Source organism: Ruminococcus flavefaciens (genome assembly GCF_900108555.1).
Classification (GTDB): Bacteria; Bacillota; Clostridia; order Oscillospirales; family Ruminococcaceae; genus Ruminococcus; species Ruminococcus flavefaciens_P.
In genome coordinates this window covers 117,329-138,592 of sequence record NZ_FNWV01000003.1, presented here as the reverse complement: position 1 = coordinate 138,592, position 21,264 = coordinate 117,329, and the positions used below count along the sequence as shown (strand labels likewise).

The 21,264-nt window shown below is 42.0% G+C and carries 23 protein-coding genes; 21 read left to right on the top strand and 2 right to left on the bottom strand.

Features of this window, described 5'->3' with window-relative positions; all coding sequences use genetic code 11:
- Positions 1–55: 55 nt before the first annotated feature.
- On the bottom strand, positions 56–1,426 hold the full coding sequence (gene dnaA, locus BLW60_RS05795; RefSeq protein ID WP_074715210.1) for a chromosomal replication initiator protein DnaA: 1,371 nt from the start codon (positions 1,424–1,426) through the stop codon (positions 56–58).
- A 555-nt stretch (positions 1,427–1,981) separates the two neighbouring features.
- Between dnaA and rpmH the strand changes: the two genes are divergently transcribed.
- The 13 genes from rpmH to BLW60_RS05730 all read left to right on the top strand — a co-directional run bounded on the left by rpmH (position 1,982) and on the right by BLW60_RS05730 (position 13,683).
- The gene (rpmH, locus tag BLW60_RS05790) at positions 1,982–2,116 is read left to right on the top strand and encodes a 50S ribosomal protein L34 (RefSeq protein WP_028517572.1); all 135 of its coding nucleotides are present in this window, start codon (positions 1,982–1,984) and stop codon (positions 2,114–2,116) included.
- A 68-nt stretch (positions 2,117–2,184) separates the two neighbouring features.
- Positions 2,185–2,553 (top strand): ribonuclease P protein component, encoded by a 369-nt coding sequence (gene rnpA / locus BLW60_RS05785; protein ID WP_074715207.1) that lies wholly within the window; start codon positions 2,185–2,187, stop codon positions 2,551–2,553.
- On the top strand, positions 2,550–2,831 hold the full coding sequence (gene yidD / locus BLW60_RS05780; RefSeq protein WP_028517570.1) for a membrane protein insertion efficiency factor YidD: 282 nt from the start codon (positions 2,550–2,552) through the stop codon (positions 2,829–2,831). The genes rnpA and yidD overlap by 4 nt, the downstream gene beginning before the upstream one ends.
- A gap of 12 nt (positions 2,832–2,843) precedes the next feature.
- On the top strand, positions 2,844–3,956 hold the full coding sequence (locus tag BLW60_RS05775) for a YidC/Oxa1 family membrane protein insertase (protein ID WP_074715205.1): 1,113 nt from the start codon (positions 2,844–2,846) through the stop codon (positions 3,954–3,956).
- A 19-nt stretch (positions 3,957–3,975) separates the two neighbouring features.
- Complete coding sequence (jag, locus tag BLW60_RS05770) at positions 3,976–5,055, top strand: RNA-binding cell elongation regulator Jag/EloR (protein WP_074715202.1); 1,080 nt, start codon at positions 3,976–3,978, stop codon at positions 5,053–5,055.
- A 53-nt stretch (positions 5,056–5,108) separates the two neighbouring features.
- On the top strand, positions 5,109–6,470 hold the full coding sequence (gene mnmE / locus BLW60_RS05765) for a tRNA uridine-5-carboxymethylaminomethyl(34) synthesis GTPase MnmE (RefSeq protein ID WP_074715199.1): 1,362 nt from the start codon (positions 5,109–5,111) through the stop codon (positions 6,468–6,470).
- 34 nt (positions 6,471–6,504) lie between these two features.
- Complete coding sequence (gene mnmG / locus BLW60_RS05760; RefSeq protein WP_139283373.1) at positions 6,505–8,382, top strand: tRNA uridine-5-carboxymethylaminomethyl(34) synthesis enzyme MnmG; 1,878 nt, start codon at positions 6,505–6,507, stop codon at positions 8,380–8,382.
- 1 nt (position 8,383) lies between these two features.
- The gene (gene rsmG, locus BLW60_RS05755) at positions 8,384–9,088 is read left to right on the top strand and encodes a 16S rRNA (guanine(527)-N(7))-methyltransferase RsmG (protein ID WP_074715194.1); all 705 of its coding nucleotides are present in this window, start codon (positions 8,384–8,386) and stop codon (positions 9,086–9,088) included.
- Between the two features lie 115 nt (positions 9,089–9,203).
- Positions 9,204–10,019, top strand: coding sequence for a ParB/RepB/Spo0J family partition protein (locus tag BLW60_RS05750; RefSeq protein ID WP_074715192.1), 816 nt, complete (start codon positions 9,204–9,206; stop codon positions 10,017–10,019).
- A 204-nt stretch (positions 10,020–10,223) separates the two neighbouring features.
- Entirely contained in the window at positions 10,224–11,048 is an 825-nt protein-coding gene (locus BLW60_RS05745) for a ParA family protein (protein ID WP_074715190.1), read from the top strand.
- 45 nt (positions 11,049–11,093) lie between these two features.
- Entirely contained in the window at positions 11,094–11,948 is an 855-nt protein-coding gene (locus tag BLW60_RS05740) for a ParB/RepB/Spo0J family partition protein (RefSeq protein ID WP_074715187.1), read from the top strand.
- 11 nt (positions 11,949–11,959) lie between these two features.
- Entirely contained in the window at positions 11,960–13,252 is a 1,293-nt protein-coding gene (gene serS / locus BLW60_RS05735; protein ID WP_074715184.1) for a serine--tRNA ligase, read from the top strand.
- Entirely contained in the window at positions 13,252–13,683 is a 432-nt protein-coding gene (locus BLW60_RS05730; protein ID WP_074715182.1) for a DUF3592 domain-containing protein, read from the top strand. Before serS ends, BLW60_RS05730 begins: the two co-directional genes overlap by 1 nt.
- 169 nt (positions 13,684–13,852) lie before the next feature.
- On the opposite strand, the gene BLW60_RS05725 is transcribed toward BLW60_RS05730, so the two are convergent.
- Entirely contained in the window at positions 13,853–13,954 is a 102-nt protein-coding gene (locus BLW60_RS05725; protein ID WP_074715179.1) for a DUF3789 domain-containing protein, read from the bottom strand.
- 299 nt (positions 13,955–14,253) lie between these two features.
- On the opposite strand from BLW60_RS05725, the gene BLW60_RS05720 reads away from it, so the two are divergent.
- The 8 genes from BLW60_RS05720 (at position 14,254) to BLW60_RS05685 (ending at position 21,236) form a co-directional block, all read left to right on the top strand.
- Positions 14,254–15,411: an FprA family A-type flavoprotein gene (locus BLW60_RS05720; RefSeq protein ID WP_074715176.1), complete on the top strand. Its 1,158-nt coding sequence runs from the start codon at positions 14,254–14,256 to the stop codon at positions 15,409–15,411.
- Positions 15,412–15,433: 22 nt separating this feature from the next.
- Positions 15,434–15,637, top strand: a complete 204-nt coding sequence (locus BLW60_RS05715; protein WP_074715175.1) for a ferredoxin-thioredoxin reductase catalytic domain-containing protein — start codon at positions 15,434–15,436, stop codon at positions 15,635–15,637.
- 3 nt (positions 15,638–15,640) lie between these two features.
- On the top strand, positions 15,641–16,090 hold the full coding sequence (locus tag BLW60_RS05710) for a GNAT family N-acetyltransferase (protein ID WP_074715172.1): 450 nt from the start codon (positions 15,641–15,643) through the stop codon (positions 16,088–16,090).
- A gap of 19 nt (positions 16,091–16,109) precedes the next feature.
- The gene (trxA, locus tag BLW60_RS05705) at positions 16,110–16,430 is read left to right on the top strand and encodes a thioredoxin (protein WP_074715169.1); all 321 of its coding nucleotides are present in this window, start codon (positions 16,110–16,112) and stop codon (positions 16,428–16,430) included.
- A gap of 136 nt (positions 16,431–16,566) precedes the next feature.
- Entirely contained in the window at positions 16,567–17,061 is a 495-nt protein-coding gene (locus BLW60_RS05700; RefSeq protein ID WP_074715166.1) for an RNA polymerase sigma factor, read from the top strand.
- Positions 17,051–19,504 (top strand): hypothetical protein, encoded by a 2,454-nt coding sequence (locus tag BLW60_RS05695; protein ID WP_074715163.1) that lies wholly within the window; start codon positions 17,051–17,053, stop codon positions 19,502–19,504. Before BLW60_RS05700 ends, BLW60_RS05695 begins: the two co-directional genes overlap by 11 nt.
- A gap of 106 nt (positions 19,505–19,610) precedes the next feature.
- Entirely contained in the window at positions 19,611–20,357 is a 747-nt protein-coding gene (locus BLW60_RS05690; RefSeq protein ID WP_074715160.1) for an exodeoxyribonuclease III, read from the top strand.
- Positions 20,358–20,456: 99 nt separating this feature from the next.
- Positions 20,457–21,236, top strand: coding sequence for a dockerin type I domain-containing protein (locus BLW60_RS05685; RefSeq protein ID WP_074715157.1), 780 nt, complete (start codon positions 20,457–20,459; stop codon positions 21,234–21,236).
- Positions 21,237–21,264 lie beyond the last annotated feature (28 nt).

The following is a 21,264-nucleotide window of genomic DNA, read 5'->3' as shown; positions in this document are numbered from 1 at the left end:
GAAAACTGTGTGGAATAAACTTTATTCAACACTTTAAACGTTCACTTTATGTTTATCAGACCTTGCTCTTGTCCTTGATATTTTTGATGATATCGTTTACAAGGTTCTTGAGATTTGAGTCTTTTTCCATAGACTCTGTAACGCTTGTAACAGAGTAAACTATAGTAGAATGGTCTCTTCCGCCGAATTCGGTACCGATAGATGCAAGAGGCATCTGTGTGATCTCGCGGACTACATATATAGCTACCTTACGTGCTGTTGAGATCTGTGCGGAACGCTTGCTTGAACGGAGATCATCGGGAGATACGCCGTATACTGTGGATACCTCGGAGATGATCTTTTCAACAGTTATCGGTATAGGCTGTTCATCTGTGAGCACGTCGCGGATTACGCTCTGAGCCATAGATATAGTTATCGGGCTTCCTGCAAAGTGGTTGAGAGCCTTGAGACGTACAACTGCGCCCTCGAGCTGTCTGATGTTTGATTTAAGGCGGTTAGCCATGAATTCTGCAACTTCGCTGGGCATTTTGAGCTCTAAAAGCTCTGATTTTCTGTTGATGATAGCAAGTCTTGTCTCGTAGTCAGGAGCTGAGATATCAGCGATGAGACCACCCTCGAAACGTGTGCGGAGACGCTCTTCAAGTGTGAGCAGCTCCTTTGGCGGCTTATCAGATGTGATAACGATCTGCTTGCCTTCCTGATGAAGCTTGTAGAAAGTATGGAAGAACTCTTCCTGCATACGCTCTCTTCCCGAGAAGAACTGGATATCGTCGATGAGGAGTATATCTGCATTTCTGTACTTGTCGTGGAAATCGGATATAGAGCTCTTGTTGAGTGCGTTTACAAGGTCGCTTCCGAAAGTTTCACTTGTAACATAAACTATATTGAAATCAGGGTGATTTTTTCTTACCTCATTTGCGATAGCTGTGATAAGGTGAGTTTTTCCCATTCCGGAAGGACCGTAGATAAACAGCGGATTATAGTCAGGAACAGCCTTTGAGCCGCAGTTCTTGGCTACTGATTTACTGCAGGCAAGTGCAAATTCGTTTGAACGTCCTTCAATGAATGTATCGAAAGTGTAGTCATAGTTTGCAAATTTGTATGACTGTTCAAGCTCTGCGTGTTTCTGCTCAAGCTCAGCGTCTGTCGGGACCTTGATAGTCTCGGGTTCGTCTGATTCAACATTGATGACTATATTTACGGGAAGTCCTGCAACGTTTAGAAAAGCTTCTGTCAGAACAGTTACGTATGTTTGCATTACAATATTCTTCTGGAAGTCTGTCTGTACGCTGAAAATAGCATCAGTTCCATCTATCTTTACGGGAACAAGCGGATCTATCCAAGTTTTCATACCGATATCTGGTATTTTTCCGTTTTCAAGGCAGTAGCTCTTTACTTTCTCAAAAACCTCGTCAAATGAATTCATAAAAACCTCCGAATATATGTAAGTTTGATTGGGAGAAAAAATAACGATACTCTCCTATATTAATATATAAGACCATTATACCATAAACAATGTTGAAATGCAAGTAAAATTCATGTTAAACAGTTAGAAAATGACTCATCTTTCCACACACAAATTGACACATTGTTGAAAACTGTGTTGAAATGCCTTTAATTCAACACAAAAACACCTGTAAAAACTCTGTTTTTCGTGTGTGAAAATGTTGAAAGCGGTCAGTGAATAAGTTTTTTACCCATTATTTTCAAAAAATTCAACATAATCCCGTCATATGGGCTTATGATGTGAAATTGGACAAAGTATTGAAAATTAAAGGCTTTTAGTTTAAGATATATTGTTAAAAAAACAGAAAATGCTGATGCGTATAAAAAAATTTCATGATTTGCTTGACATGACGAGCTTTTTAATATATAATGATTTAGTGTAATGCAGGGGAAAGTGTCCCTGCGCCCTAAAATATAGTTATTCAGAGCTGTTTTTGGCTCTTGTTTACAATCGGAAGAGAGGAGGACACTGAATATGAAGAGAACATATCAGCCTAAGAAGCTCCACAGAAAGAAGGAGCACGGCTTCATGAAGAGAATGTCTACTAAGAACGGCAGAAAGGTTTTAGCTCGTAGAAGATCTAAGGGCAGAGCAAGATTAACTCACTGACGAGGCTGACCACAAAATCTTTATTTTGTGGTCTTTTTTGTTAGGACGGCTATGTGCAAGGTGCAATTATGCTTTATACGGAAATACTGAACGATAACAAGGACTTCCTGACTCTTTATAAAAAGGGCAGGTACGCCGCTTCAAAATATTCGGTCATCTATGTCAGACCAAATGGCAGACCTTTTAACCGCCTCGGAATTACAGCAGGCAAAAAGGTCGGCAATGCCGTCTGCCGAAACAGAGCAAAAAGACTTATCCGTCTTGCCTACCGCAATGCTGAGGTAGAGCTGCCTGTAGGCATGGATATCGTCATAGTTGCAAGAGCTGCTATATGCAGCATAAAATCACAGGAATACTGCGGCTATATGGACAAGTACGGAGTAAATGACATCAAGAAAATGTTCAAAAGCTTCGATAACAAGAATAAGCGTGTATGAAATATCTGGTTCTGGGTCTTATAAAGTTCTACAGGAAATTTATATCCCCGCTTTTTCCCCCTAAATGCAAGTATTACCCTACCTGCAGCACTTACGCCTTGAAAGCAGTTGAGCGTTTCGGCGCAATAAGGGGCTCAGCTCTTGCCGTGTGGAGGATTCTCCGCTGCAACCCGTGGTCAATGGGCGGTATAGACTATGTCCCCGAAAAATTCACGTTCAGGGTCAAAAAGTATGATTACATCGATCCTGATTACGATGAAAATGATAAAAAGATCTAAGAGGGATGAATATTGAACGCACTTTATGATATTATCGGTGTGCCTTTCGGCTATCTGATGAGACTTATTTACTCGTTATGCAATAACTATGCCGTAGCTATCATCTTGTTTACGGTAATCACAAAAATACTGCTCTTCCCTGTCAATTACAAGACACAGAAGGGCTCGGCAAGAATGCAGCTTCTTCAGCCGAAGCTGGAAAAACTAAAGAAAAGTTACGCCAATAACCAGCAGAAATTCCAGGAGGAACAGCAAAAGCTGTACCAGCAGGAGGGCGTAAACCCTATGGGTTCATGTCTGCCTATGTTTATACAGATGTTCCTTCTCTTCGGCGTTATCGACGTTATTTATAAGCCTATAACCCATATCCTCGATATATCCAAGAATGTTATCAATGAAGCCTGTGCTATCGCAGGCACTGATAAATCAAACCTCAGATGTGAGCTGATTACTATGGAGCATCTGAGAGATAACAGTGATAAGTATGTTTCTCTCAGCGAGAAATTCCTCTCAAAGGTATCTGAGTTTACTGAGAAATTTACTATCTTTGGTGCAAATCTTGGAAAAACACCTACACTTCACCCTGACAGCTGGACCAAGGAAGCTATAGTCCTTTGTTCTATACCTTTCCTTGCAGGTCTTTCACAGCTCCTCGTATCTGTATACAGCCAGATACACCAGAAAAAGACAAATCCTGTCTCACAGCCCGGAGGCGGTTGTATGACATTCATGATGATCTTTTTCCCTCTTCTTTCGATCTGGTTCGCATTCCAGGTACCCGCAGGTGTCGGCTTCTACTGGATATGGTCATCTGTCTTCTCATTCGTCATAACCTTTGCACTTAACTGCTACTTTACTCCCGAGCGCATTAAGGTAATAAATGAGAAGGAAAAAGAAAAAGCAAGAATTTACGCAGAAAAACATCCGAATAAGAAAACTTTCATGCAGAAGATGCTTGAGCAGCAGGCTGCACTTGAGCAGCAGAACGGTTCAGGATCAGGAAAAGCCAACGGCGTTTCACGTTCCGAGCAGAACAAGCAGAACAGAGATAAGCTCAAGGAAGCAAGAAAACGTATGGCTGAAAAGTACGGTGATTCTTATGACGATAACGATGATGAGGATTAATTCCTCAGGGAGGTAATGTATGACTGAAATATTCACAGCAAGATCTGTTGACGAGGCAAAGGAACTCGCAGCAAAAAAATTCGGAAAGAAAATCAGTGAGATCAAGTTTGAGATCATCGACGAAGGCAAAAAAGGTCTTTTCGGACTCGGTTCAAAAGAGGCTAAAGTAAAGGCTACTGTTATAGAAGGCGCAGCACAGAGTACAGCTCCAAAGGCTGCTGCTCCTACTGAAGCTCCAAAGGCTGCTGTTACAACTGCTCCTGCACCAAAGGCTGAGCCTGTTGTAAAGACTGTTTCAGAAGAAAAGCCTGTTGTTACTACAGAAACAACAGCTGTAAAGGCAGAAGAAAAGACAGCAGAGGCTGCTGCTGAAGTTCCAGAAGAGTCAGAAGAAGCTTATTCACTCGATAACTTCACACTCATCGAGGACGAGGCTCTCGTAAATCCAAAGGTAAAGCTTGCAAGAGATTATATCACAAGCATCTTACGCGCTATGGATATCGAGGCTGAATACAAGATCTATCAGAACGAAACAGGTGCTGTACTCAATATCGAGAGCAGCAATAACGGTACTATCATCGGCAGACGTGGCGAAACACTCGACGCTATCCAGTACCTTTGCTCTATCATCGCTAACAAGGGCGACAAGGATTACTACAGAATTACAATTGATTGTCTCGGCTACAGAAGCAAGAGAAAGGAAACTCTTGAACAGCTGGCTGCAAAGGTTGCAAAGTCTGTTCTCAGAACAGGCCGTTCACAGCCTCTCGAGCCAATGAATCCTTACGAGAGAAGAGTTATCCACTCGGCTATCTCAAATATCGAGGGCGTTTCTTCACGTTCAGTTGGTGAAGAGCCTTACAGAAAGATAATCATTTCTTCAAACAACCCAAGAAGAGGCGGCGGCAGACGTGATAACAGACGCGACGGCGGCAGAAGAAATGACAGAAGAGGCGGCGAGAGAAGAAATAACCGCGACAGAGAGGTAAGCATGGAGCGCAGAAGCGTTGACCTCTCAACAAGCTTTGAGAAGGACTACAAGAGACCAAAGCCTGAGGACGAGATCCAGGGCGGTCTTTACGGCAAGATCGAGCTTTGATGAAAATATCTTAAACAACGGCGTAATGCCGTTGTTTTTTTAGGAGTGATTAAATGTCTACCATAGCAGCTATCTCAACTCCGAATGCGATCGGCGGTATATCCGTCATACGTATCTCGGGTGACGATGCTATTGGCGTTGCGGAAAAGATATTCTCCCCTTACGGCGGTAAAAAAGTCTCGGATATGGCAGGCTACACCTGTGCATACGGTATCGCTCACGACGGCGGTGAAAGACTTGATGACTGTATCCTGACAGTGTTCCGTGCTCCTCACAGCTATACTGGTGAGGACGTTGTGGAGATATCATGTCACGGCGGACTCTACGTCACGAGAAAGGTGCTCCGTGCAGCTCTCGGAAACGGTGCTGAAAACGCAGAGGCAGGAGAATTTACAAAGAGGGCTTACCTCAACGGAAAGCTTGACCTCACACAGGCGGAATCGGTAATGGATATTATTTCCGCAAAGGGCGAGCGTGAGCTGAAAATGGCTGAAAATCTCCGCGAGGGAGCGGCATTCAAAAAGGCTGAGAAGTGCTCGAAAAAGCTTATGAAAATTCTCGGCGACCTTGCGGCGTGGGCTGATTATCCCGAGGAGGATATCCCTGAGGTACGTCCCGAAACTCTCATAGAGGAGCTTTCGGAGGTACGTGATGATCTGAAATCACTGGTGCAGAATTACGACAGCGGCCGTATCCTCAGGGAGGGCGTTTCAACTGCAATTATTGGCAGACCGAACGTGGGAAAGTCTACCCTTTTCAATTGCCTCAGCGGCTGCGAGAGAAGTATCGTTACCGAAATAGCAGGCACTACACGCGATATTATTGAGGAGTCTGTCCGCATCGGCGACATCACTCTCAGACTTTCGGACACCGCCGGTATCCATGAAACTGATGATATCATCGAGGGTATCGGTGTGGATATGGCTGAGAAAATGATCGCTTCTTCGGAATTGATAATTGCTGTATTTGACGGAAGCTGTCCTCTCACCGCGGACGATCAGTATTTAATTAATAAAATTAATAAAGATAAAACAGTAGCTGTGGTTAATAAAAGTGACGTTGAACAGCTCCTTGATATTGCTGAGCTCGAGAAACAAATTAAACATATCGTATATATTTCTGCGAAAGAAAATACGGGAGTTGAGGAACTTCACAGGCATATTGAAGAGATATTCAAGCTCAATGAAGCCGATTTTGATACGGTAACTGTAGCAAATGAGCGTCAGAAATACTGTATCGATAAGGCACTTGAAAGTATTGAAAGTGCTATTTTATCACTTGAAATCGGTGAAATGTTAGATGCTGTAAATATTCTTATAGATGAGGCTGAGCAGTCGCTGCTCATGCTTACAGGTGAAAAAGTTACTGACGCAGTTGTGGACGAGGTGTTCTCACGCTTCTGTGTCGGAAAGTGAAATGTTTCATGTGAAACAAAAAGGAGGGATATTTTTGACTTACGAAATGGGTGAGTTTGACGTGGCAATAGTTGGCGCAGGTCATGCAGGCGTTGAGGCTGCACTTGCTTCTGCAAGACTTGGCTGTAAGACTGTCATGTTTACCATATCGTTGGATCAGATCGCAAATATGCCCTGCAACCCGTCAATCGGCGGAACTGCAAAAGGGCATCTTGTGCGCGAAATAGACGCTTTAGGCGGAGAAATGGGCAAAGCCGCCGATAAATGCTTCATTCAGAGCCGTATGCTCAACCGCGGAAAAGGTCCTGCTGTTCACAGTCTGAGAGCGCAGGAGGATCGTGTAAAGTATCACGAGTACATGAAAAATGTGTGCGAAAAGCAAAAAAATCTTTTTGTAAAGCAGGCGGAAGTTGCAGAAATTATTGTCACAGACGGAAAAATCTCAGGTGTGAGAACTTCTCTCGGTGCAGAATATAAAGTCAAGGCTGTTGTAATTGCAACTGGAACATACCTTAAAGGAAAGATACACATCGGTGAAGTTTCATATGAAAGCGGTCCTGATGCGGCACTTCCAAGCAAATATTTATCAAAAAGTCTGGAAGAAAATGGTGTCGAGCTGAGAAGATTTAAGACAGGAACTCCCTGCCGTGTAAATAAAAGAAGTATTAATTTTGATATAATGGAAAGGCAGGACGGTGACGAAAAAATCGTTCCGTTCTCATTTGAAACAGATGCAGAGCCGCTTGAAAATAAAGTGAGCTGTTATGTTACATATACCAACAGTAAAACACACGAAGTAATACTCGCAAACCTTGACAGATCACCTTTATACTCAGGAAGAATAGAAGGAGTAGGTCCGAGATACTGTCCGTCCATAGAGGACAAGATAGTAAGATTTTCAGATAAACCAAGACATCAGCTCTTTGTAGAGCCTATGGGACTTACGACAGATGAGTACTATTTACAGGGAATGTCTTCGTCGCTGCCGGAGGACGTACAGCTTGCATTTCTCAGAACAATAGACGGGCTCGAGGACGTTGAGATCATGAGACCTGCATACGCCATTGAGTACGACTGCTGCAATCCAAATCAGCTCCTCCCTACCCTTGAATTCAAGAATTTGGAAGGACTTTACGGTGCAGGACAGTTTAACGGAAGCTCCGGATACGAGGAAGCAGGTGCACAGGGACTCGTTGCAGGCATAAATGCCGCACTAAAAATCAAGGGCAAAGAGCCTATGATACTTGACCGTGCAAGCTCTTATATAGGCACTCTTGTCGATGATCTGGTAACTAAGGGCTGCTCTGATCCGTATAGAATGATGACTTCGCGAAGTGAGTATCGTTTGATTCTTCGTCAGGACAACGCTGACCAGAGATTAACACCGATCGGGCATAATATCGGACTTATCTCAACTGAAAGATACGAAAAACTCATGGAAAAAGAGCGTCTTACAGCTGAGGAAATAGAGCGTGTTTCAAAGCTAAATGTCTCCCCTACTGATGAACTCAATGAATTTCTCGAAGAAAAAGGCACTTCGCCTATGACTACAGGCTGTAAATTGGCTGATCTCATCCGTCGTCCACAAATAAATTATAACGATCTTGCTTTTATTGACAGTGATCGTCCGCAGCTTCCGTGGGAAGTTTGTGAGCAGGTTGAGCTCCAGATCAAGTATGAGGGATACATCCAGAAGCAGCTTATCCAGATTGAGCAGATGCGAAAAATGGAGTCAAAGAAACTGCCAAAGGACTTGGATTACAGCCAGATCTACGGTCTTCGTCTTGAAGCAATAGAAAAACTTAACAAGATAAAGCCGCTTTCAGTTGGACAGGCTTCACGTATTTCAGGCGTATCTCCTGCTGATATTTCAATGCTTGCTGTATGGCTAATGCATGAGAAGGGAGAATGAAATGCTTCCTGATTTTGAACTATGTTGCTCTGAATTTTCCTCTTTTGGAATTGAATTAAATGAGGATATATACAAGAAGCTGGACACATATGCGGATTTTCTTGTAAAATACAATGAGAATGTAAATCTTACCGCAATAACTGAACCACATGAGGTACTTCGCAAGCACTTTATCGACTCGGTTTTGTTATCAAAATACGTTGATATCCCACAGAATTCATCACTTATTGATGTTGGAACAGGTGCTGGATTTCCTTCAGTTCCACTGAAGATTTTCAGACCTGACATCAAACTTACTCTTCTAGACAGCCTTAACAAGCGAATTGATTTTCTTAAACAGCTTTGCGATAAGCTTGAAATTGAAGCTGAGTTTATCCATGAAAGAGCTGAAAATGTTTCAAAAATGGATGAACACAGAGAGTATTTCGATTTCTCCTGTGCAAGAGCTGTTGCGAATATGTCGCTGCTTAGTGAGCTTTGTATCCCCTTTGTCAAGGTCGGTGGAAGATTTCTTGCGATGAAAGGTCCGAGTGAGGATATTTCGCTTGGTAAAAATGCAGTCGAAGTTCTCGGCGGAAAAATCGATAATACCGTTGATTACGAGCTTTTTGATGAAAGCCGCAGGATTGTTGTTGTGAAGAAAATATCGCAAACTCCGCCAAAATATCCGCGTAATAGCAGTCAGATAAAGAAAAAAAGTCTTTAAAAATGTCAGAATTTGTCATATAAACCGCTGTTTGAATGAAAAACAGCGGTTTTTTTGTATGGAAAATATTTCCCACAGGTGCTAAAATTGTTTTATCACCAAAGGAGGTCTACATATGGCAGGATTTTTGAATTTTACGAAGGAAAAGCTTATTAATAAGGTCGTTGAGATAAGTATTGAAGATATTATCCCAAACCCTCATCAGCCGCGTAAGGATTTTAGCGATGATATTACGGGACTTGCGGAGTCTATCGCGCAGAACGGTATTCTACAGCCTTTGTCGGTACGAAAAAAGGAAGGCAGATATGAATTGATTGCTGGTGAACGGAGACTCAGAGCGGCTAAAATTTGTGGTTTTGATGTAGTTCCCTGTATCATTCACGAGGTCAGCGACAGACATTCGGCAGTTCTTGCGCTTGTTGAGAATATCCAGCGTCAGGACTTATCTTTCTTTGATGAAGCAGCTGCAATTGAGAAACTTATCACGCATTATGGTATGACTCAGGAGGACGCGGCTGCCAAGCTTGGACGCGCTCAGAGTACCATTGCAAATAAGCTCAGACTTCTTCGTTTGACAGAGAGAGAGCGTGAACTTATAATTCACTATGGTCTAACGGAGCGTCATGCGCGTTCACTGCTCAGGCTTGGAAGTCCTGATGACAGGCTTTTCATACTTGAAAAGATAATCAAGAATAATCTTAATGTGGAACGTTCTGAGCATCTTATTGATGAATTCATCGGCAGTCAGCGCAGTAAGGTCAGTTATAAGAAGCGTTCCGCGGTCTTTCAGAATGTGAAGATGTTCGTAAATACTATTAATAAGGCAGTCGAGACTATGCAGGCAGCCGGAATTTCTGCGGACTCCCGTAAAATACAGAATGAAGACTATATCGAATATCGTGTCAGAATTCCAATTCAGAAGACAACATGATATAATATTGTTTCACATGAAACATTCTTAGTGGTGTTTCATGTGTTTTTTTGTTTCACGTGAAACAATCTGACTGATAAAGAAATAAAATTACAGCTTAAATTGTTTCATGTGAAACAATTTTTGAAAAAAATTATTGTTTCATATTTACATTGTACTTAAAAAGTGATATAATAATATAAGTAACTTTGAAAGGAAGATAATATGGGCAAGATCATAGCTGTTGCCAATCAGAAAGGCGGCGTAGGAAAGTCAACAACTGTTATAAATATCGCAGCATACTTAGGTTCTCGCGGCTTCAAGGTGCTTTGTATTGACTCTGATCCACAGGGCAATACAACAACAGGCTTCGGAATAAAGAAAAAATCCGTAAGTGCTTCGACGTATGACGTTATAACAGGCAAGACACGTATTCAGGAAGCTATCATAGCGACCGAGTTTGAAAATGTATCTATCGTTCCTGCTACAGAAGCTCTTGCAGGCTGTGAGATTGAGCTTGCAGAGTATGATAACAGAGTCAACAGGCTTAAAATGCAGATACTTACCTGCAAGGACGATTATGATTATATTTTTATAGACTGTCCTCCTGCACTTGGTACTATTACTATAAATGGTATCGTTGCCTGCGACAGTATCATCGTGCCTATGCTTGCAGAGTTTTACGCTCTTGAGGGACTTTCTCAGCTGGTAAATACTATAAAAATAGTTAAAAATAATTATAATCCGGCACTTGAGATCGAGGGTATCCTGTTCACAATGTTTGACGGCAGACTTAATGTTGCAAATGACGTTGTATCTGAGGTGGAGAAATACTTTCCTGATAAGGTGTTCCAGACTAAGGTACCGAGAAATGTCCGCATTTCAGAAGCTCCCAGCCACGGAAAGCCTGTTATGTACTATGACAAGTCTTCAAAGGGTGCAGAAGCATATGAGCTTGTTTGCCATGAGCTTCTTGGCGAACCTCTGGAACTGCCGAAAAAAGTGAAGATCTTCTCTTTCAAAAAACATAAGAAAGGAAAACGTTCGTAATTGATTTACTGGTGTAAATCAATAAAGACGAATGAGGTTTGAACTATGGCAAAAGGTGGTTTAGGCGCGGGTCTTGATACACTTTTCAGTGATAATACCAATGATATACAGGTAAAAAAGACTCTCCGCACCTCAGAAATAGAGCCGAACCGCGATCAGCCCCGTAAGGAGTTCAGCGATGAGGCAATAACCGCTCTTGCAGACTCTATCCGTGAGCATGGTATGCTGCAGCCTATTCTCGTTCGCCCCATTGGCACAGGCGGCTATCAGATAGTCGCAGGTGAAAGAAGATGGCGAGCAGCAAGAATGGCAGGTCTTGACGAAGTTCCCGTAAATATCCGTGAGCTCTCAGACCTCGAGACTATGCAGATAGCAATTATTGAGAACCTACAGCGTGAAAACCTTAATCCTATTGAAGAAGCAGCAGGCTATAACGAGCTTATAGAAAAGTTCGGCATGACACAGGAAAAGGTAGCTAAAATGGTGGGACGATCACGTTCCGCAGTTGCAAATGCTGTAAGACTGCTCGCGCTTCCCGAAAGAGTGCTCAAAATGGTGAAAAACGGCGAGATCTCAGCAGGTCACGCAAGAGCACTGTTAGGCTTTGAAGATGAGGAAATGCTCATTGCAACTGCTCTTAAAGCGGCTGACGGTAGTCTCACTGTAAGACAGGTTGAAAAGGCTGCACAGAAGTCAGCTGAACACGCAGAGGAGTCTGTTGGCGGAAAGTCAAATAAAAAGATCGATAATTACTTTAAGGAAATGGAGCTTTCTCTTAACGAACGTCTTGGCAGAAAGGTCAAGGTAGACTACGGTAAGAACAAGGGTGCTCTTATACTTGAATTTTATGATAAAAATGACCTTGCGGCACTGGCTGAAAAGCTTGCCAAAGAGGACTAAGGAGAATAAATATGATAGATATCAAACTTATTAGAACAAATCCCGAACTTGTAAAGGAAAACATCAAGAAGAAGTTCCAGGACGACAAGCTTGAACTCGTTGATAAGGTCATCGAGCTTGACAAGCAGTACAGAGAGACTAAGCTGGCTTGCGACAATCTCAGAAACACAAGAAACGTAAAGAGCAAAGAGATCGGCGGTCTCATGAAGAACGGTCAGAAGGACGAAGCTGAAAAGGTAAAGGCTGAGGTTTCTGCAATGGGCAAGGAGCTCGAAGAAAAGGAGCAGCTCGAAGTTAAGCTCGAAGCTGATATCCGCGAGATAATGCTTGTTATCCCTAATATTATCGACGAGTCTGTTCCGATAGGCAAGGACGATACAGAGAACGTTGAAGTTGAGAAGTTCGGCGAGCCTGCTGTTCCAGCATTTGAAGTGCCTTACCACGTTGATATCATGGAAAAGGTAAACGGTATCGACATCGACAGCGCACGTAAGACAAGCGGCAATGGTTTCTACTATCTTTGTGGCGATATCGCACAGCTCCAGAGCTGTATACTTTCTTATGCAAGAGATTTCATGATAGACAAGGGCTTTACATACTATATCCCTCCATTTATGATAAGAAGCAACGTTGTTACAGGCGTTATGAGCTTCGCTGAAATGGAAGGCATGATGTACAAGATAGAAGGCGAGGATCTCTACCTTATCGGTACTTCCGAACATTCTATGATAGGTAAGTTCATTGACACTATCGTTCCCGAGGAAGAGCTTCCAAAGACTCTCACAAGCTATTCACCATGTTTCCGTAAGGAGGTAGGTGCTCACGGTATTGAGGAGCGCGGCGTTTACCGTATCCACCAGTTTGAGAAGCAGGAAATGGTAGTTGTATGTAAGCCTGAGGAGTCTATGGACTGGTTCCACAAGCTCTACAGCTATACAGTTGAGTTCTTCCGCACACTTGATATACCTGTTCGTACACTTGAGTGCTGCTCAGGCGACCTTGCAGATCTTAAAGTTAAATCTATTGACGTTGAAGCATGGTCACCTCGTCAGAAGAAGTATTTCGAGGTAGGCAGCTGTTCTAACCTCGGCGATGCACAGGCAAGACGTCTCGGCATCAGAGTAAAGGCTGCTGACGGAAGCAAGTACCTCGCACACACACTGAACAATACAGTTGTTGCACCTCCGAGAATGCTCATCGCATTCCTCGAGAACAATCTCAACGAGGACGGTTCTATTCGTATTCCAAAGGCACTCCAGCCTTATATGCGTAAAGATATCATCAAAGTCCCTGAAAAGAAGTAATGGGGTATGTAATATATTTCTCTGTAATAGCTGTTATCGCTGTAATTGGCATACTGCTTTACAATTACAATAAAAAAACGTATACTCTTTGCGTAGAAGCTGTAATAACAAATTGTGATGTACGAATAAAAAATAGTGACAGTTCATCGCATGAATCAAACAAAATCTATTATTATACCTGTGAATATTACTACGAAGGACAGCAGTATATTTATAAGTATACACAAAGCGGCTCCTTTCAGTATTCATTTGCTATTGGTCAGAGAATAGATATTTATATTGATCCAAATAAACCGGATAAAGCCATATTAGATCATTCATCTGATAAGGTCGGACTTATAGTCCTGCTTTCGATATTAGGTGCGCTGACTCTGGCAGGTATAGCTGTTTTGGTTTTAACGAAAATATATTCAAAGATCGGTCTTGTGTAAAACAGACCGATTTTTTTTTGCACAGAGCCTGAGCACCCTTGTTCGACTGTAAAACATCAAAATAGGAAGCTGTTTCTCGACACGGTGAGTATCATCGTAATTTACGGGCGCAGGTCATGCGTCCCTACAATTATGAATTATGAATTAAACCACGGCTAGGGGCTAATGGCTATTTTAAGTGCTCGTCGCCCCACTTTGCTGCTGTGCAGAGACACATCGTTATAACGCCAACTACCCCTCCGCACATACTTCCTAAAAGAAAATTAACCATATATTACTCCTTTACATGAATAGCACATGACGGGAGCGGAGGCACTCCGCCCACCAAATATTGAACCTAAAATAAAGTTTATCATTTTTTCACCTTGTTTCTTTTGGACTTGTTATTATTATGCGCAGAATAATTCTTTATAATCATTTCTGCACGGGAATATTATTCGCATTATGCGACATAATAAAAGAAAAAACTTTAAATTTGTTGCAAATGCCACTTTTCAATATATTACAATTATGGTATAATTATTATGTTATACGGTATATCCGTAAATTATTGAAAAGAGGTAATTTCCAATGAATAAAATAACTAATGACATTTACTATATCGGCGTTAACGACCACCAGATCGACCTCTTTGAGGGACAGTACGACGTGCCGAACGGCATGGCTTATAATTCATATATCATAGTTGACGACAAGATCGCTGTATTCGACACAGTTGACGGCAATTTCGCTGACCAGTGGCTCGGCAATATCGCTGAGGTACTTGGTGACCGCAAGCCTGATTACCTTATAGTTCAGCACATGGAGCCCGACCACTCCGCAAATATCAAGAACTTCCTTGAAAAGTACCCTGATGCAACTATCGTAGGCAATGCAAAGACATTCGGCATGATAGAGAATTTCTTCGAGGGACTTGTTATCGCTAACAAGCTTGAAGTCAAGGAAGGGGAGAAGCTCTCACTTGGCAGGCACGAGCTTTCATTCGTATTTGCTCCTATGGTACACTGGCCTGAGGTAATGTTCACATATGACAGCACAGACAAGGTGCTCTTCTCAGCTGACGCATTCGGCAAGTTCGGCGCACTTGACGCTGATGAGGACTGGGCTTGTGAAGCTCGCCGTTATTACTTCGGTATCGTCGGTAAGTACGGTATGCAGGTGCAGAGCGTACTCAAAAAGGCTGCTGCAATCGATATACAGACAATATGTCCGCTCCACGGACCTGTCCTTAAAGAAAACCTCGGCTACTATCTGGGACTTTACAACACATGGTCAAGCTACGGCGTTGAGTCTGAGGGCATATTCATTGCTTACACATCAGTTTACGGCAATACAAAGAGGGCTGCGGAGCTTCTCAAGGAAAAGCTTGAAGCAAAGGGCTGCCCGAAGGTTGCTATTGCTGACCTTGCAAGAGAGGATATGGCTGAGTCAGTTGAGGACGCATTCCGCTACGGAAAGCTTGTTATCGCTACAACTACCTACAATGCTGATATCTTCCCGTTCATGAAGCACTTCATTCTCGACCTTACAGAGAGAAACTACCAGAACCGCACTATCGGTATCATCGAGAACGGAAGCTGGGCACCTCTCGCAGCAAAGACAGTAAAGGCAATGTTCGAGAAGTCAAAGAATATCACATTCACAGATACCACAGTATCTATCAAGTCAGCTGTAAAGGCTGCAAATATCGCTCAGATCGAGGCACTTGCAGACGAGCTGATGAAATAAAATATTCAAGGAGGGACTGAATATGAAAATTACACTCAATCCCGACAAGGAAGTTGTTGACAGAATAAAAGAGGGACTTAAAATGAAAGACGGCTATTGTCCGTGCAGACTGGCAAAGACTCCCGAAAACAAGTGTATGTGCAAGGAGTTCCGCGATCAGATAGCAGATCCGAATTTTGAGGGATTTTGCCACTGTATGCTTTATTATAAGTCGCTGGACGATTGATCAATGGTAACGATAAGCAAAGTCAATAAGGATACAGAGCTTGCAAAGCAGCTCCTGCAATTTGTTGAGGACTGCTCATGGCATGAGGTAAAGGAGCATATTGCAGATATGCTCAGGTCGTGGGAGTTCACAGAATGGGAGTGTATGTTTGCGGCGTTAGATGACGGCGATATAGTGGGTATGGCTTCCATAATGAAAACGGACTATTATCCGCTGCCTGATATATACCCGTGGATATCCTGTATCTTTGTGACCGAAAGCGCAAGGGGACAGCGTATCAGCGGACAGCTCATAGAATACGCCAATATCTACGCGAATGAGCTGGGCTTTAAAAGGACGTATATTCCCACAGAATACACGGGACTTTATGAGCATTACGGATACAGATATGTCCGTGATATAGTAAACTACGGCGGCGGTACCGATCGCCTTTACGTAAAAGAAACCGAATAAAACCTACAGGAGGTAAAAAATGTACGAAGTAGTTATCACAAAGGAGAACTTCAACAGAGAAGTGCTTCAATATAAGGATACACCCGTTCTTATTGATTTCTGGGCAATGTGGTGCGGACCATGCATGGCACTGGGGCCGATAATCGAGCAGATTGCTGACGAATACAAGGGCAAGTTAAAGGTGGGCAAGGTCAATGTTGACGATCAGCCCGAGCTTGCATCAGCTTTCAGCGTTGAGAGCATACCCATGCTTGCAGTGGTCAAGGACGGAAAATTAGTAAATAAGTCTGTAGGACTTCAGCCAAAGGAAGCTATTTTAGCTCTGGTTGGTCTTGAATAAGTATAAGCTCACTGATGAAAGTCAGTGAGCTTTGCTGTTTATATATTCAAAAAAATTTTTTGAAATATGCACGGAAAATATTTTCAGAGTTGTATATATTTATGAAGCGACGCTTCTACAGAAAGGAGGAAGTTCTATGAATGACAATTCAGCGTTGTATGCGTTCAATAAATACGGCGATACCGTCCTGCGAATGGCATTCGCCATTATTGGAAGCTACCATGAAGCAGAGGATATAACGCAGGAAGTATTCCTGACGCTTCATGCAAAGCCACAGGATTTTGAAAACGAAGAACACATGAAGGCGTGGCTGTTAAGGTCAGCCATAAACCGCTGCAAGAACTATAAAAAAAGCTCACGTATAACAAAAAATTCTCCTCTTGACGAAACTCTTGAAAACACACTCAGCTGTGAATTTACAGAGAGGGACAACGAGATAAGAGAGAAGATAGAAAAACTTCCCGAGAAGTATGCAACTGTGATATTCCTGTACTATTTTGAGGAATACAGCATAAAGGAGATAGCAAATATACTCAGCAAGAACGAAAATACAGTAAGCTCACTCTTGCAGCGCGGAAGAAAAAAGCTTAAAACAGAACTGGAAAAGGAGGGTTATATTTATGAGACCTAACGAATACGATGACCTTCTTAAAAAGATAAAGTGCAGCGATGAATTCCGCAGCCGTATGCAGGAAAAGCTCAGCTCTGAGCCTGTAGAGATGACAGATTACGAGGACAGCGTAAGCGGAATAGAAATTGCTCCGAAACACAGTTGGGGAAGAGTTGCGGCTTTAGCTGCTGTATTCGTGCTTGTATGCGGAGCTGTAGGCGGCGGAGTATATCATTTCAACAAGATGAAGGATAATCCGAATTTGGTCGAAGAAGATGACGGTGCTTCTGTTTTTGAAAAGATAAAGGCAAATAAAGATTCATGCGACATGAAAGAGTATGTATGGAACTTATCAGGCGGACCAAGTACGCTGGTAAAGAAGGCTAATGATAAAAAAGACAGAGTTATTGAATACATTGAAAAATCAGGTGAGTTCAAAGAGACAGAAAATACATCTATGGCTTGCAGAAGTGTCAGATTTGAGTTCATTAATAAGAAAGATGATACTTACCTTGAAATAGATATTTCTGAAAACGGCAATTCATTCTGGAACGAAGCAGATAAGCAGGGAAATATACTCCGTGAGGAATACCGCAGTTGTAGTACTCAGGTATTTTATGATATGCTTGATCTTGTGCTTGAAGATGCAGACAGCGATATCATGGAATATATTACCAAGGTATCTCAGGATGAATTAAGTACCTTTGTCAGCACTCATCTGGAAAACAGCAATGATAAGGCTTTATTTTATCCGAGACAGGGCTTAGCTAATGAGATGTTGACACATTTTGTCATCACAGATAAAAAAGCTCTTACAGATGCTTTTACGAACTTTGAATGGGTAAAGGTAAGAAAAGACGAATTTGATTATAATAACTATTACGAAATGGGTATCAGAGTATCCGAAAGCGGATATCTTATGCCGATTATAGAAGATACTTATCCTTACGGATATTTCAAGCTCAAAGACGAAAGAGACTGTGAAAAGCTTGTATCCGAGATAAAATCTGTACTTGGATATGATACTGAATCCCGTGATGCTACAATCGAAGAGATAAAAGAAGCTTGCAGAAGTATTGTTGATAAGCCTAATTACAGCACATGGGAAGGTACGATAGGTGTTCCTCAGGGTGGACAGTATTACGGTGCTATTTACCGTTATTATAATATGAGCGATCCTGAGAGCTTCATAAACGAGATAGCTTCTTTGGAATGGGTAACTTGTTCTGATAAGGAATATGAAGATGCTTCAGAAAAATGCTGGTATTTATCATCTGTTAATTTGAAGGAAAGCGGATATTTATCAGCATCAACAAATAACAGTAACATTTATAAATACTTCAAATTAAAGAACGAAAGCGATAAAGATAAAATACTTCCGATAATAGAGAAATACCTTACTATGACGGATTGTTCACAGCTTGCGGAAAAACTGCGCATCGGCTTGGACAATTACAATAATCTTGAATCGGATTATGTTATTGAAGGCAGTGATATGTACAGCGGCGGTTATTCTTCTTTGAGAGGACATCTTTATTATGATGCCAAAAACCATAAGATGTATATGAACGGCGAAGGAACCTTTGACGGTAAAGAGGTCACTATTGAAACAGTAATGAACGGTGAGGACGTATCTGCATACAGAATTATCGACAAGTCAACAGGCGAGACATACCGTGAATACACATACTGTATAGTTTCTCCGATGACTCCGAGATCACCTGCTCATTATGTTTATGCAAGCAAGGGCATTGAACAGATGCTTGGACCTGTATGGGCAGGAGATCCCGAATTTAATATCGAGTCAAGAGATATTGGCGGAGGAAAAACAGAATATCAGATCACAGGTAAAAATAATGACATTGAAATAATGGATACAATCGTGCTTACAGAGGGCGGTCAGCTGATCTCAAGTGAAAGTAACGGTTACTCATTCAGACTTGAAAATTATGTATTTGACTCCGACAGCTTTGAAATGGTCGATGTTTACGATGTATATGAACAGATCAACTATGCAGAGATCAAAAGAGATAATAATCTTCACGAATACTGTTTGTATCCTGAACTTATTGGCGGTATAATGTCTGATTCAAGTATAAAGGTCATCACAGACAGTGATACAACTGAAATGTACGGATATGTTTTGGAGAGAATGTTCAGTACGCTTGAAAAAGAAGGCGGAGACGAGGATTTCTGGATGCTGCACGGAAGCGAGTTTAAGTCAGGTTCAAAGCATGGCGACAGACATATGAAAGGATATTATACTATCGTAGTTGAGACTGAGAAATATGAATTCGTGATATATATCCCTGATTTAAGAGCCACTAAACCTGAATGGGGCGATGATACCGTACTTATCGAAAAACATTACGGCACGGCAGATGAAAGCAGTGACAGCTATTACAGACATTTTTCAGACGAAGACTTAAATGCGCTCAGATTATTGATAAACAGAGGGTATTAAGCAGCGTGACACTGCACCCGTTGATTTACTTGTAATTATATGCTATAATAATATAAAGTCTCCGCAGTCGGTATGGCTGCGGAGAAATTTTTTCGGAGGTATTACAATGAAGCTCATATCATGGAACGTAAACGGTTTTCGTGCTTGTCTGCAAAAGGGCTTTGAGGACTTTTTCAAGGCTGCGGACGCTGATATATTCTGCTTGCAGGAAACAAAAATGCAGCCCGATCAGGCTGACTTCAAGCCCGAGGGTTATCATATATATTTTCACAGCGCAGTAAAGAAAGGCTATTCTGGTACAGCTGTATTCAGCAAGACCGAGCCTATGTCCGTTACATACGGCATAAACGGTACTCATATGGACGAGGGCAGAGTCATCACCTGCGAGTACGATGACTTTTATTTCGTATGCTGCTATGTGCCGAATGCACAGGACGGCTTGAAGCGTATCGACTACCGTATGGAGTTCGAGGACGATATGAGAGCATATCTCTCCGAACTTGACAAGAAAAAGCCTGTTGTGTACTGCGGCGACCTGAACGTAGCACATGAGGAGATAGACCTGAAAAACCCAAAGACCAACCGCGGAAACGCAGGCTTCTCGGATGAGGAGCGCGGCAAGTTCACGGAGCTTCTCGGAGCAGGCTTTACCGATACATTCAGAAAGCTCTATCCCGATACAGTTACTTATTCGTGGTGGTCTTATCGCTTCAAGGCTCGTGAAAAGAACGCAGGCTGGCGTATAGACTATTTCGTTGTATCCGACAGGTTTATGGAACGCGTGAAAGATTCCGAGATACTGACGGATATTATGGGCAGCGACCACTGTCCTGTTATGCTGACTACAAAATAATGCATCTTTTTATTGACAATCAATATTGATTATTGTATAATATGTTTAATAACACAATGTGTTATAGTTTATATGATATATTTAAAGGGGTTGATCGTCATGAGAAAAAAGATAATGTCTGTGATAATGTCGTCAGTAATATTTGCATCTATGGCAGGTACGATGATAGCTTCTGCCGAAGTAAAGGAAAGCTATTCCTATTATGATATTTACACGATGACAAAGGACGGTTCTATTGAAGATCTGTTCAGTGAGAAAGGCATAGATGCTGCTGATATCTGGACAGCATCAAGAGTTTCGGAGCTGCTGGAAAAGGGGGTATATCCTGCAGTTTACCTCAAGCCCGAAAAAACTGTGTATTCATATGAAGTGTTCGGAGATGATGGAGTTCATACTGTATATGAGTATTTTTCTAATTGCTTGTATGAAAATTTTGGAGTACCCGATACGGATTTCTGGACAAGAGAAAAGCTCCGCGAAAATGCAGAGGACGGAACAAAGGCTGTTATCACGCCTATTTCGCATTTTTACGGCAGATACACAGAAAGACTTGCTGCTGTACTGAACTATATCCGTCTGAGTCCTGACTTTGCAGGCTTTTACGAAGAGGACATGAGTAAGTCATTTTATGAAGAAATAAATGATGAAGAGTATATAAAAGTGCAGTATTATATCCCTGATAAAACAAAAGAAGTCATGGGTGACGTAAATATTGACGGTAGTTTTGATATTGCTGACCTGCTGACTTTTAAGAAATGGATGATTCGTCCTTCAGATGCTTTTCTCAATAACTGGGAAGCTGCTGATTTCGACTATGATGATGACGTAGATGTATTCGATCTTATACTTATGAGAAAAGCACTTATCGAAAAATCATAATAATAAAAGGGTACACTATGTGTACCCT

Coding starts and splice junctions, on each gene's coding strand:
- dnaA (WP_074715210.1), bottom strand. CDS start 1,426: ATGAATTCATTTGACGAGGTTTTTGAGAAAGTAAAGAGCTACTGCCTT.
- rpmH (WP_028517572.1), top strand. CDS start 1,982: ATGAAGAGAACATATCAGCCTAAGAAGCTCCACAGAAAGAAGGAGCAC.
- rnpA (WP_074715207.1), top strand. CDS start 2,185: ATGCTTTATACGGAAATACTGAACGATAACAAGGACTTCCTGACTCTT.
- yidD (WP_028517570.1), top strand. CDS start 2,550: ATGAAATATCTGGTTCTGGGTCTTATAAAGTTCTACAGGAAATTTATA.
- jag (WP_074715202.1), top strand. CDS start 3,976: ATGACTGAAATATTCACAGCAAGATCTGTTGACGAGGCAAAGGAACTC.
- mnmE (WP_074715199.1), top strand. CDS start 5,109: ATGTCTACCATAGCAGCTATCTCAACTCCGAATGCGATCGGCGGTATA.
- rsmG (WP_074715194.1), top strand. CDS start 8,384: ATGCTTCCTGATTTTGAACTATGTTGCTCTGAATTTTCCTCTTTTGGA.
- BLW60_RS05750 (WP_074715192.1), top strand. CDS start 9,204: ATGGCAGGATTTTTGAATTTTACGAAGGAAAAGCTTATTAATAAGGTC.
- BLW60_RS05745 (WP_074715190.1), top strand. CDS start 10,224: ATGGGCAAGATCATAGCTGTTGCCAATCAGAAAGGCGGCGTAGGAAAG.
- BLW60_RS05740 (WP_074715187.1), top strand. CDS start 11,094: ATGGCAAAAGGTGGTTTAGGCGCGGGTCTTGATACACTTTTCAGTGAT.
- serS (WP_074715184.1), top strand. CDS start 11,960: ATGATAGATATCAAACTTATTAGAACAAATCCCGAACTTGTAAAGGAA.
- BLW60_RS05730 (WP_074715182.1), top strand. CDS start 13,252: ATGGGGTATGTAATATATTTCTCTGTAATAGCTGTTATCGCTGTAATT.
- BLW60_RS05725 (WP_074715179.1), bottom strand. CDS start 13,954: ATGGTTAATTTTCTTTTAGGAAGTATGTGCGGAGGGGTAGTTGGCGTT.
- BLW60_RS05720 (WP_074715176.1), top strand. CDS start 14,254: ATGAATAAAATAACTAATGACATTTACTATATCGGCGTTAACGACCAC.
- BLW60_RS05715 (WP_074715175.1), top strand. CDS start 15,434: ATGAAAATTACACTCAATCCCGACAAGGAAGTTGTTGACAGAATAAAA.
- BLW60_RS05710 (WP_074715172.1), top strand. CDS start 15,641: ATGGTAACGATAAGCAAAGTCAATAAGGATACAGAGCTTGCAAAGCAG.
- trxA (WP_074715169.1), top strand. CDS start 16,110: ATGTACGAAGTAGTTATCACAAAGGAGAACTTCAACAGAGAAGTGCTT.
- BLW60_RS05700 (WP_074715166.1), top strand. CDS start 16,567: ATGAATGACAATTCAGCGTTGTATGCGTTCAATAAATACGGCGATACC.
- BLW60_RS05695 (WP_074715163.1), top strand. CDS start 17,051: ATGAGACCTAACGAATACGATGACCTTCTTAAAAAGATAAAGTGCAGC.
- BLW60_RS05690 (WP_074715160.1), top strand. CDS start 19,611: ATGAAGCTCATATCATGGAACGTAAACGGTTTTCGTGCTTGTCTGCAA.
- BLW60_RS05685 (WP_074715157.1), top strand. CDS start 20,457: ATGAGAAAAAAGATAATGTCTGTGATAATGTCGTCAGTAATATTTGCA.